The organism is Larkinella bovis (assembly GCF_042655385.1).
Taxonomy (GTDB): Bacteria; Bacteroidota; Bacteroidia; order Cytophagales; family Spirosomataceae; genus Larkinella; species Larkinella bovis.
Genome location: NZ_JBHSMA010000005.1, coordinates 50,653 through 62,743, shown reverse-complemented (window position 1 = coordinate 62,743; position 12,091 = coordinate 50,653). Strand labels below are relative to the sequence as shown.

The 12,091-nt window shown below is 53.7% G+C and carries 7 protein-coding genes; 2 read left to right on the top strand and 5 right to left on the bottom strand.

Annotated features, from left to right (window positions below; genetic code table 11):
• The first annotated feature begins 6 nt into the window (after positions 1 to 6).
• The gene (locus ACFPMF_RS16835) at positions 7 to 486 is read left to right on the top strand and encodes a hypothetical protein (RefSeq protein WP_379847341.1); all 480 of its coding nucleotides are present in this window, start codon (positions 7 to 9) and stop codon (positions 484 to 486) included.
• An 80-nt stretch (positions 487 to 566) separates the two neighbouring features.
• Here the strand turns inward: ACFPMF_RS16835 and ACFPMF_RS16830 are convergent, their stop codons facing one another.
• From ACFPMF_RS16830 to ACFPMF_RS16815, 4 genes are all read right to left on the bottom strand, one after another.
• Entirely contained in the window at positions 567 to 1,679 is a 1,113-nt protein-coding gene (locus tag ACFPMF_RS16830) for a mannonate dehydratase (RefSeq protein WP_379847338.1), read from the bottom strand.
• Positions 1,680 to 1,766: 87 nt separating this feature from the next.
• Positions 1,767 to 4,130: an ABC transporter permease gene (locus ACFPMF_RS16825; RefSeq protein ID WP_379847335.1), complete on the bottom strand. Its 2,364-nt coding sequence runs from the start codon at positions 4,128 to 4,130 to the stop codon at positions 1,767 to 1,769.
• Positions 4,131 to 4,228: 98 nt separating this feature from the next.
• Entirely contained in the window at positions 4,229 to 6,637 is a 2,409-nt protein-coding gene (locus ACFPMF_RS16820) for an ABC transporter permease (protein WP_379847332.1), read from the bottom strand.
• An 87-nt stretch (positions 6,638 to 6,724) separates the two neighbouring features.
• Positions 6,725 to 9,106 carry an ABC transporter permease gene (locus ACFPMF_RS16815; protein ID WP_379847329.1) on the bottom strand — a complete coding sequence of 794 codons (2,382 nt, stop codon included), beginning with the start codon at positions 9,104 to 9,106 and terminating at the stop codon, positions 6,725 to 6,727.
• Between the two features lie 59 nt (positions 9,107 to 9,165).
• Between ACFPMF_RS16815 and ACFPMF_RS16810 the strand changes: the two genes are divergently transcribed.
• Positions 9,166 to 9,609, top strand: a complete 444-nt coding sequence (locus tag ACFPMF_RS16810) for a hypothetical protein (protein ID WP_379847326.1) — start codon at positions 9,166 to 9,168, stop codon at positions 9,607 to 9,609.
• A 42-nt stretch (positions 9,610 to 9,651) separates the two neighbouring features.
• Here the strand turns inward: ACFPMF_RS16810 and ACFPMF_RS16805 are convergent, their stop codons facing one another.
• Positions 9,652 to 12,069, bottom strand: a complete 2,418-nt coding sequence (locus ACFPMF_RS16805; protein WP_379847323.1) for an ABC transporter permease — start codon at positions 12,067 to 12,069, stop codon at positions 9,652 to 9,654.
• Between the last annotated feature and the right edge of the window lie 22 nt (positions 12,070 to 12,091).

Genomic DNA, 12,091 nt, shown 5'->3' with positions numbered 1-12,091 from the left:
ATAACCATGAAGACTGAACGATTGACGGGCTGGCGCATTCCGCTGGTTTTACTGTTTTTCTGGGCAATGTACCTCTCGCTGGTGCTGCTCAGTAACACCGCCGACGCCCTGAAGGCGCTGGGGATTTTGCCGCCGGATGCGGTTTTCGTTTCGGGCAATTTCGGCCTGATTCAGAAAGTGGTCAGCATTTATCATTCACCGGGCTGGCTGGCCGGTTTGCTGTACGCGGGCGTGCTCATCTGGCAAACCGTCGGTAGCCTCTGGCTCTGGCAAGCGTTTGCCGCCACGATCCGGAAAACCCCGAATCACCTGACCGTTACCTACAACGCTCTGACGATGCTTATCGGTTTGTGGGCCGCCTTCATCCTCGCCGATGAGTTTTTCCTGGCCTACGAACTACCCGGTTTGTCGGCCACCCATTTCAGCCTGCTCATCGCCAGCGTTGCCACCGCCATTGCGGTTAGAATTATGAGTTATGAGTTATGACGGGGCCGCCCGGCGGTTAGCTCCGCGGGAATAGCATGCGTCAGCCAACCGCCGGGCGGCCCCGTCATCACTCTTCACTCTTACTTCTTAACTCCTTTCACTGCTTCCATCAACCCGCGCATGTAACCCAGGGCGTAGAGGGTGCCGATGGTGCTGTAGCCGGGGTGCTGGTTGCTGTCGCCGTACATTGTCGGGACGTGGTCGGGACGGATGGGGCCTTTGAAACCGATGTCGTAATACGCCTTCATGCTCGCGTACATGTCGATGATGCCCTCATCGTGGAAGGTTTCTTCGAACGCAAACTTACTGCCCCGTACGTTGCGGAAATGGACAAAGTGGATTTTCTTCCGCTTGCCGAAATACGCAATGAGCTTGGGAATGTCGGTGCCCATCAGCGCGAAATTGCCCTGACACATCGTAATGCCGTTGCTCGGACTCGGGTAGATTTCCAGCAGGCGCTTGAAGGAATCGACGGTATTCATGATGCGGGCAATGCCGCGGATGCTGTCTACCTGCGGATCGTCGGGGTGCATCGCCAGTTTCATCCCGATTTTCTCCGCTTCCGGCACCACGGCTTTCAGGAAGTATTCCAGGGTTTTCCACAGGGTTTCTTTCGATACTTCGCCGTACTGGGTCGGCGGCAGATTTTTTATGGCTTCGTAGTCGAAGGCCGTCACCAGCGCCCCACCCCGCCCGGGTTTATCGTTCTGCGTGCGGTACCAGCCAATCACCGGCATCCAGTTGTAGCAAATCGTATCGATCTCGACCGTCGCCAGGTTTTTCATGAGGGTAATAAAATTCGCTATTTCCTCATCGCGTCCTTCCAGCCCAAGCTTGGTTTTTTCGCCCAGCGACGGCGGTCCTTCAATCACGCTCAGTTTCAATCCGACCTTGTCCCAGGCTTCTTTGACGGCCTTCACGGCTTTCAGCTCCCAGGGTCTGACATCCTTCAGGCCCGCCATCGCCGGGTTGATCCCGCCCAAGGCCCCAAAAACGGCCATCTGCTTCGTCAGGGCAATTTTCTGCTCTTCCAGTCCCCAGAAATAGGCTTCGCACAGTTGCATACCCGCATCCCGCACGAGTTCGTTCGTTTGGCGGTTTTGATCAGCCAGCGACGGAACATTGCCCCCGCCCACCGTCAGGGCGGCCAGGGCGGAGCTTTTCTGGAGGAACGTTCTGCGGGAGTCTCTCATCGTAAACCGGGATTACACGGATGAAAGGATGAACGGGAAAAATCTTACTTAATCCTTTCGTCCGCGTACTCCCCGTCCAGGACGGTTTTACTCGGTTTTCAAACTCTTCACCGGATTCATCAAAGCCGCTTTGACACTCTGAAAACTGATGGTAAAAAGCGCGATGAAGAGGGCAGCGACGACGGCCACGGCAAACATCCACCACTCAATCTCGATGCGGTTGGCGTATTTTTCCAGCCAGCTGCTCATGGCCCACCAGGCCACCGGCAATGCCACCAGCGACGACAGCAACACCAGCAACAGAAAATCTTTCGAGAGCATCAGCACAATGTTGGTCACGCTGGCACCCAGCACTTTGCGGATACCAATCTCCTTGGTCCGCTGTTCGGCCGTAAAAGTCGCTAATCCAAACAAGCCCAAACAGGAAATGAAAATGGCCAGAAAGGCGAAGTAGTTGGCCAGTTGGCTGATGATCTTTTCGCTCTTGTAATTATTGCCGAACTCCTGATCCGTAAACTTGTACTCAAACGGATACCGTGGATTGAATTTCCGGAACGTTTTTTCCAGACTCTCCAGAGCAGTCTGCGTCTGCCCCGGCTCCGTCCGGGCCAGCACCACGCCGTCAAACTCCTCCCGCTGCATGTGCAGAATCAGCGGATCAATGGCAACGTGTAATGAATTGATGTGATAATCTTTCACCACACCCACAATGATTCCCTTGCGGCCCCAGAACGTCAACTCCTGCCCCACCGGGTTTTTGTAACCGATTTTCCGGGCCGCGGCTTCGTTGATGATGTAATTGGTGGTGTCCGTAGTGTAAGCGGGCGAAAAATCCCGGCCTTCCTTCAGCCGGATGTTCATAGCCTTGAGGTAACCGTAATGCACGGCGGTCTGGTTGAACAGAATCCGTTGCGTGGTATCCTTGCCGCGCCAGGTAACACCGATGGTGGAACTGCCCACTTCCAGCGGATCGGACCACGAAGCCGAAATTTCTTTGATCCCCGGCTGCGTCTTCAACTCATTGCGGAAGGTCTGGTAGTTCTTTTTCAATTCCCCTTCCAGCGGCATGTAGACCAGATTCTCCTTGTCGAATCCCAGGTTTTTAGTCTGGATATACTGAATCTGCCGGTAGATGATGATCATGCCAACGATCAGCAGTATAGACAGCGAAAACTGAAACACCACCAGCCCTTTCCGAAAAACCGTTGCACTCGGTTTAAACTTCAGAACCCCTTTCAACACCACAACGGGTTTGAGCGACGACAGAAACAGGGCCGGATAGCTGCCCGAAACTACCCCCGTAATCAGCGTCAGGCCCAGCAGTAAGGCCCATAACGAGCCATCCGTAAACCGAAACGCCAGCTTCTTCTCGGTTAGTTCATTGAAAATGGGCAGCATGAGCATGACCACCAACACCGCCACGCATAACGCCAGAGACGATATCAGCAGCGATTCGCCCAAAAATTGCGCCATCAGCGACTGCCGCACAGCGCCCACCACTTTCCGAACGCCCACCTCCTTGGCCCGTTTGACCGAGCGCGCCGTGGCCAGGTTCATGAAGTTGATGCAGGCAATAATCAGAATGAAAACCGCCACAATGACAAACATCCGCACGTATTCAATCCGACCGCCGTCGAGCGTACCGTTTTTGAAGTTGGAATGCAGATAAGCCTCGCTGTTTTTCTGAAGAAACAATTCAATATTGGTCGTCTGCTGGTTGGTTTTCTGCTTGATATAATCCTTGATCTTAGCCGAAAACTTCTCCGGATCCGTTTTGGGGCTGAGCAATACAAAAGCGCGCGGCCCATTATTGCTCCACTCCTTCACCCAGGCGTTGTTTTTGACAAACTGCTCCCAGGCGATCAGGTAATCGAATGTCAGGGAGTTGTTTTCCGGCAGTTCTGCCAGCACGCCCGTTATCATCAGATCGGTCTTATTGTCCACGCGAATCGTCTTCCCGAGTGCATCCTGCTGCGGAAAATATTTGCGGGCCAGCTTTTCGGAAATGACAATGCTTTCGGGCCGCGTCAGGGCCGTTTTCGGGTCGCCCTGCACCAGCGGAAACGAGAAAATACTCAGAAAATCACCACTCGCAAACCGCCCTTTTTCTTTGCCAAAGGTATTGCCGACCGTCAACAGGAGGCTATTTTCCCAGGTCATCATGGCGGCTTTTTCCACGTCCGGGAAATCTTTCTTCAGGTTTTCGGCCAGAATACCGGGCGTCGATGGCGTGGTGCCCACATCCTGCCCCGCCCAGGCCTGGTTTTCCATCACCCGAAAAATCCGGTCATCCTTCGCGTGAAATTTGTCCATGGCCAGCTCGTCCTGCACCCAGAACAGAATAAGCAGGCTACAGGCCATGCCCAGCGCCAACCCCAGAATGTTGATCAGCGAGAACATTTTGTTGCGCAGCAGGTTGCGCCAGGCAATTTTAAAGTAGTTCGTTAGCATTGTTTGTTAGTTAGTTAAGAGTGATGAGTTAAGAGTGATGACGGGGCCGCCCGGCGGTTGGCTGACGCATGAACTCATCACTCTTAACTCTTAATTCTTTATTCCGACCGCAGGGAGGAAACCGGGTTCATTAAAGCGGCTTTGATGGACTGGAACGAAACCGTCAGGAGCGCAATGAGAATAGCCAGCGCACCCGCCAGCGCAAATACCCACCAGTCGATGGAAATCCGGTAGGCGAAATCCTGCAACCACCGGTTAATCGCGTACCAGGCCACCGGCGAGGCAATCAGAATCGCGATCAGCACCAGCTTCAGGAAATCCCGCGAAAGCAGGGCAATGATGCCCGTTACCGAAGCACCCAGTACTTTCCGAATACCAATCTCCTTCACCCGCCGTTCGGCCGAGAACGACGCCAGACCAAACAACCCCAGACACGAAATCAGAATCGCCAGCGACGCCAGAATGCCAACAATTTCGCTCACCTGACCATCGGCGCGGTAGAGTTCCGCGAAGTGTTCGTCCAGGAAGGTGTACTCAAATGGCTGATCGGGAGCCAGTTTGTTCCAGACTGATTGCATGTAGGCCACAGCCGCCCGGGTGTTCCTGCCGTTGATCCGAACCGACATCTCGCTGTAGCCCCAATCCTTCTGATTGAAAATGCAGAGCGTTTCGATTTTGTGGTGCAGTGAATTGAAATTGAAATCCTTCGCAATCCCGACAATCCGCCCCAGCGAATCCAGCCCGCCAAAGCCAAAATTCCGCCCGATCAGCGATTGCATCGTGGCTTTTGGCTGCTCTTTCAACAGTTCTTTGGCCAGCGTTTCATTGATGATGTAAGCCTTGCCGTTATCGGTTTCCCGGTCTTTCAAAAAATTCCGCCCATAAAGAACCGGAATCTTGTACAAGGTCAGGTAATCCGGGTCCACAATGACCTGCGACGTTGCCATTTCGCGCACCGGGCCGTCGCCGTGAAACCGGACGCCGGTCTGGTGCAGGTTATTACCCAGCCGCTGCTGCGAACCCGTCACGGCCGTCACCAATGGACTCGCTAGCAATTCCTGTTTGATGGCGCTGAATTTGGGGTTGGTCAGCGAATTCAGCGGCAGAATCACAACCTGATCGTGGGAAAAACCGGGGTCCCGCTCCTGCATATACCGCAGTTGTCTGACCACAAAAGCCGTGGCAATAATCAGAAAAACCGCCCCGGTAAATTGCCCCACCACCAGCATATTCCGCAGAGAACCTTTGTTACGGCCGGTTTCGACAATCCCCTTCAGCACTTTTGTTGGCTGGAAAGCGGAGAGGAAAAAGGCGGGATAAATACCCGATATGAGGCCGATCAGCACCGCAAAACCGGCGAACAAAAGCAGCAGACCGGGATTCGTCAGGAAGGAAAATTCCAGTTGCCGCTGGCTCAGGTTGTTCACGTACGGCAAAAACAGCTTGACCAGCAAGACCGCAAAAAGCAGCGCAATGAACGACAGCAGAATGGATTCGCCGATGAACTGAACCGACAACTGCGCCCGTTCGGCTCCGACCGACTTCCGAACACCGACTTCCTTCGCCCGCCCGGCGGATTTGGCCGTGCTCAGGTTCATAAAATTGACGCAGGCAATCAGCAGGACGATGAGGGCGATGACCGAAAAAATGTAGGTGTAACTCTGATCGAATTTCTGGAAATTGATATAATCGTGGGTAATCGTCGTTGAGTGGCCGTGTACCGCCCGTAACGGCTGGAGAAACAGTTCATAAAACTTCCAGCCCCCCTCCTTCATGTGTTTTTTCAGATACGCCGGAAATTTCTTCTCCAGCGAAGCGACATCCGTATTGGCGGCCAGTTCGAGGTAGGTGACCAGCCAGTTGCCGCCCCAGTTGTTCATGGCGTCGGCCTTGACAAAGGTGTTGAAGGAAAACAGTCCGTCGAACTGCAAGTGCGAGTTTTTGGGCGCATTCTCAATCACGCCGGTCACTTTAAACGAGGTCGTATCGGAACTGTACACCACCAGCGTTTTCCCGATCGGGTCGTCGTTACCAAAAAAAGCCGTTGCCCGTTCTTCCGTCAAAACCACGCTGTTCGGGTTTTTCAGGATGCTTTTTTTATCGCCCTTGAGTAGTTGATAATCAAACAGATCCAGAAAAGTCGAGTCGGCCCACAGAATCTGGGGCAGCACAATCTTTTTATCGCCGTAGGTCAGCGGCACTTTCTGGTTGGGCCGAACCCGGACGAAATTGCGAATTTCGGGGAATTCCCGGACCAGCGTCGGCCCCATCGGAAACATGGACAGCGCCACATTCTGGGGGGCCACCATACCCGGAAACTTCTGCACCTCGTCGAGCCGATAGATGTTCTTTTTATGAATACCATCAAAACTGTTTTCAAACGTAACGAACAGCAGGATCAGGATACAGGCCGCCATCCCGACGGCCAGACCAATGACGTTGATAGCCGAAAAAACCTTGTTTTTCCACAGATTGCGCCAGGCGATTTTGAGGTAGTTCCGTAGCATGATGGTTTTAGTGAAGAGTTAGGAGTGATGAATGAAGAGTGATGAGTTATGAGTTGGCTGACGCCTTAACTCATAACTCATCACTCTTCATTCCGACCGCAGGGAGGTAGCCGGATTGGTCAGGGCAGCTTTGATAGACTGAACCGAAACCGTTATAAGCGCAACGCTACCGGCCAAACCGCCCGCCAGCACAAACGTCCACCCGTCGATCTCAATTTTGTACGCATAGCTTTGTAAAAACCGGTTCATGGCGTACCAGCCAATCGGTGCCGCAATCGCAAAGGCCAGCAAAACGAGTTTGAGAAAGTCTTTCGACAGCAGCGAAACGATGCCGGAAACCGTTGCGCCCAGCACTTTCCGGATACCGATTTCCTTCGTACGCTGCGTCACCACAAACGACACCAGCCCGAACAGGCCCAGACAGCCGATCAGGATGCCGACGGCGGTAAAGAGTGTCAGGAAGTTGGTAATTTTGCGTTCGTCGTCGTAGAAGGCTTTAAGGTCCTGATCCAGAAAACCGGCTTCAAAATAATGGTTCGGAAAAACCGCTTTCCAGTCCTGTTCGATGTGCTGCAAAGCCGTCGTCTGTTGTTGGGGATCGATGCGGATGCTGGCCTGCTGAAAATTCCAGTCGGCGTAGAAAAAAATGTGCGGCACAATCGCCGACCGCAGGCTCTGCGAGTGATAATCCTTCACGACGCCCATCACCGTAAACAGTTGATTATCGCCCAGATTGATCCGCTCCCCAATGGCTTTTTCCGGATTCTGATAGCCGAAATCCCGGGCGGCTTTTTCGTTGATAACCGCCACCGTATTCGTATCGGCCCGCGTCCATGACCGACCGGCCACCAGCGGGATTTTGAAAAAATGGAAGTAGTTGGTATCGACGTATTGCATCCGAAATTCGTTCATGCCGTTGGGCAGATTAGGATGGTGAACAGTTCGCCACCACCAGTTGTGGTTGCTCGACGGCGTGGTTAGGGCAAAAGCCACCTCTTTTATTTCCGGATGCTGGAGCAGTTGCCGCCGGAACCGTTCCCGCAAAACACCCTTACCCCAGTCCGGCACGTCGACCGTCACGACGGCTTTTTTATCAAAGCCCAGGTCGGTTTCGTAGAAATAGCGAATCTGTTGATTGCCGATCAACATACAGATGACGAGCACCTGCGCAATAACGAATTGGGCAACCACCAGCGACGACCGCAGCGAAATTCCGGTAGGCCGGGCCACCAAAAACCGCCCCCGCAACACCTTCACGGGCTGAAAACCGGACAACACCAGCGCCGGATAAAAACCGGCCAAAACCGTGACGACCACGCCCAATGCCAGCAGAAACGCGATGGTGTTTCCGTCCCAAACGGCCGATTGCGTCACCTGCGTAGTCAACCACTGATCAGCGAACGGGATCAACTGCGTAGCCAGCAAACCGCCCAGACCGATGGCCACAAACACCAGGAAAGCGGTTTCACCGAAAAACTGAACCATCAGTTGCTTCCGGCTGCTGCCCAGCACTTTCCGGACGGCAATTTCGCGGCTGCGCTGAACGGCCTGAACTGTGGCCAGATTGACAAAATTGATGCAGGCAATGAGAATCAGAAACAGACCGATAACGGCCAGGGTATTGAGCATCCACTGTGGAATCACGTAATTGAACGGATCCGGGTCGCTTTCCGTGTCGCGGTGAACCTCGGTGAGCGGCAGCAAGCGGAAGCCGCTGCTGGCCGAGTCGTTCTGGTGTTGCCGGGCAAGCGTCGTGAGCGCCGTTTCAACGGCAGCCGCCGAAACGCCCGGTTCCAGAACCACATAGCCGTGGTGCATCGAGTCGCCCCCACCCCAATAGTCTTCGTGCCTGAACTCGGGGCGGATTCGTTTCAGGGTTTCGCGGGACGCCACCACCTGAAATTGAAACTCGGTATTGACCGGCATTTTGCGGATAATCCCCGCCACCACCAGATCAATCTGGTTATTCAACCGGACGGTTTTCCCCATCGCTGTGCCGTTGCCGAAAAACCGCCGGGCCGTGGGTTCGTCGAGCACTACCTGACCGGGCTGGCTGAGCGACGACCGCGCCGATCCGGCCACCCAAGCCACGTCAATCATTTCCAGAAATTGCGGGGGTGCGAAAAAGACATTTTTCACGTTAAAAATAGCCTGTCCAACCCGCAAGCCGCTGGACTCGGTGCCGTAGACACTGGCCGCACCGTCAACTCCCGGAACCTGCTCCTTCAGCGCCTTGATCGCGCCCTGCGGCACATACGTACTCTGTTCCCCGTAGCGATTCTTGGAAATAATCCGGTACAGTCGGTCGGCTTTCGCATGATACCGGTCGAAGCTGTATTCAAACCGCACAATCCAGAACAACACGATCGCAACGCCCAGCCCCAGGGTTAGTCCCGTGAGGTTGATCAGCGCGTAATTCCGGTTGCGGATCAGGCTGCGCCAGGTGGTTTTGAGGTAATTGCGAAGCATGCGCTTTTTGGGTATGTTTGTTTAATCAAATTAGGTTTACTACTTAAAAATGTACTCCAATGTATTTCCCATCCACAAATCCTTTATCAGTTGTTAACGAAGATCAGGGTGTTTGGGCTCCTGTCGATCATCAACGGATTATTGCCAAGCTAACAATGGGTCTGGGCGTCCTCTTCCACCGCGAAAAAACCATCCGTCTGGAACCGCTGCCCGAAACCATGCTCGATGAAGGCAAAGCGAGTCTTGTTCCAGACATCTTATTGCGTGACAATGCAACAGCTCAGACCCTTGTCATTATCGAAGTATGTCATACAAACGGACTAAAAGGTGATTTGCATAAAGTTGTTCACTTAATTGATGACGGTTTCTACGGTATTCTCGAAGGATTCATTTATGATTACAGAACCCAACAATGGCTTCGTTACCGCAAAGGCGACGGCGGCCTGACCGAAAACTCCTCCTTCTCCGAAATCCTCCAACTCGATTTGAATAGCTTTCTTTGAGTTAAGAGTTAATGCGTCAGCCAACTCTTAACTCTTAATTCCTCATTCCGACCGGAGAGAGGTTACCGGGTTCATCAAAGCCGCCCGGATACTTTGGAAACTCACGGTCACCAGCGCGATGACGGCGGCCATCAGACCCGCTACGGCAAACATCCACCACTGAACCGTAATTTTGTAGGCAAAGTCCTGCAACCACTTGTCGGTAAAATACCAGGCAATCGGTGCCGCCAGCACCAGGGCCACCAACACCAGTTTCAGGAACTGGAACGAGAACAGGCCGAAAATGTGCGTCGTGGAGGCTCCCAATACTTTCCGGATACCAACCTCTTTCGTCCGCGATTCGGCCATGAACGCCACTACGCCGTACAGGCCCAGACAGCCGATAAAGATGGCAATGCCCGCCAGCAGCCGAAACAAGGCATATTGTCGTTCCTCAGCCGCGTAGAAGTTCGCGATGGTTTTATCCAGATAGTCGTACTTGAACAAAAACTCCGGGAAGGTCTGCGCCCAGGCGGTTTCGACAGCCGCGAGCGTCTGGCCGACCTGAGCCGCATTACCCGTCACCCGAATGCCCAGATTCCAGTACATATTCCGGTGCGTAGTCAGCACGCAGGGTTCGGTTTCCTGATGCATCGAAAACGTGTTGAAGTTTTTGACAACGCCCACAATCGGCAACCGCCGACCGTTCACCAAAATCGTTTTATTCAGAATCTCGTTCGGCTGCCGGAAACCAAGTTTGGTAACAAACCGCTCGTTCACCACCGCTTCCCGCATGGTATCGGCGGGCAGGTAGCCCCGTCCGGCAAGCAGTTTCACCCCGTAAGTATGGATGTAGGATGTATCGGCGGGACGCATCACAATGGCATAATCTTCCTCTTTTTCACGGTTTTCGTACCGGAAGCTTGTCCACCAGTTCCCCCGGGCGGAAGGCGACGAAAAGCCGAAGCTCATCGCCCCGATGCCGGGTAAATCCGCTATTTTGGCCTTCAGGGATTCAAGTTGTCCCGGTTTTCGCTCCGGAATCGGAATCATCACCACCGACTCTTTGCGGAACCCTAAATCGGCATTCCGGAAATAATCCATCTGGTTATAGACGATCACCGTACCGATAATCAACGTCTGCGAAATGGTAAATTGCAGAACAATCAGGCTCCGGCGCAGCGCCAGCTGCCCGCTGCCCAGTCCTTTCATTTTGCCTTTCAACGCCAGCACCGGCTGGTAGCCCGACAGGACGAGCGCCGGATAGAAACCCGCCAAAACCGTGGTGAATACCGCCAGCAGAATCAGAAAAACCAATACCAGCGGATCGGCAAACAGGTTGGTCGGTATTTTCACGTTCAGTAGTTCGGCCACGGATGAGACCGAGAAATGCGCAATCACCAACGCCAGCAAAACCGCCAGCCCGGTCAGGAAACTGGTTTCGCCCAGAAATTGCCGCACCAGTTGCACCCGCGAACTGCCCAGTACTTTCCGGACACCCACTTCTTTCGACCGCCGGATGGCCTGGGCCGTTGCCAGATTCACGAAGTTCACGCAGGCCGTGATCAGCAGAAACAGGCCGACCAACGCCATCGCCCAGATCATCCGTTGGCTGATGGACCGTTCGGCATAGTTATTCATCTCGGTATTATAATGGATTTCCGTCAACGGCTGGAGCTCGTATTTCTGATCCCGGGCGTCTTCTTCCCGCACATATTTCCGGAGAAAAGGCACCAGTTTTGTTTCCATTGCAGCCGCCGTAACGGTTTTTGGCAACGTCAGATAGAGCTGTGAACCGCTGTAGGATGACCCCCAGTCGTCCCAGTTCGTATTCGCGCCGTACTGCTTCAGCGACGCAAACGAAACCAGCATTTTAAACGGAACGCTGGTCGTCACGGGCGGGTTGGCGACAATCCCCGTAACGAGCACATCCAGTTTGTTATCGATCTTCATTTTTCGCCCCATCGGGTCGGCATCGCCAAAGTATTTCCGGGCGATTTCATCAGAAATAACCACCGTACCGGGGCGGTCCAGGGCCGTGGCCGGATCACCACTAATCCACTGGTAATCAAACAAATTAAAGTACTGCGGTTCCGCAAAGGCCATAATGCCACTTTCTTCCTGAAACCGGCGCATGACTCCTTTCCGCGCCACATCTTCCACCGCAATCAGCGGGTTGCGGACGTCATTGATTAGCGTAACCTGCTGTTTGAGTTCGGGAAAATCATTGCGGATGGCGGCTACCACCGGCAAGGGCATCCCTACGTTATAGCCATCTTCCGGTTTGGTGAAATGCCGGACCACCCGATACGTCTGATCCGCGTTGGCATGATGCCGGTCGAAACTCAGTTCGTACCGAATCACGACAAACAGCAGCAGGCAGCACGCCAGGCTGAGGGTCAGGCCAATGACGTTGATGAAGGAGTAATTCCAGTTGCGCCGAAACGCGCGGAGGGCCGTAAGGAGATAGTTTTTTAGCATTGTTGTTTTAGGAGTTAAGAAT

What these genes read in the sequence shown, in the direction of transcription:
- ACFPMF_RS16835 (WP_379847341.1), top strand. Translation starts at nt 7, where the DNA reads ATGAAGACTGAACGATTGACGGGCTGGCGCATTCCGCTGGTTTTACTG.
- ACFPMF_RS16830 (WP_379847338.1), bottom strand. Translation starts at nt 1,679, where the DNA reads ATGAGAGACTCCCGCAGAACGTTCCTCCAGAAAAGCTCCGCCCTGGCC.
- ACFPMF_RS16825 (WP_379847335.1), bottom strand. Translation starts at nt 4,130, where the DNA reads ATGCTAACGAACTACTTTAAAATTGCCTGGCGCAACCTGCTGCGCAAC.
- ACFPMF_RS16820 (WP_379847332.1), bottom strand. Translation starts at nt 6,637, where the DNA reads ATGCTACGGAACTACCTCAAAATCGCCTGGCGCAATCTGTGGAAAAAC.
- ACFPMF_RS16815 (WP_379847329.1), bottom strand. Translation starts at nt 9,106, where the DNA reads ATGCTTCGCAATTACCTCAAAACCACCTGGCGCAGCCTGATCCGCAAC.
- ACFPMF_RS16810 (WP_379847326.1), top strand. Translation starts at nt 9,166, where the DNA reads ATGTATTTCCCATCCACAAATCCTTTATCAGTTGTTAACGAAGATCAG.
- ACFPMF_RS16805 (WP_379847323.1), bottom strand. Translation starts at nt 12,069, where the DNA reads ATGCTAAAAAACTATCTCCTTACGGCCCTCCGCGCGTTTCGGCGCAAC.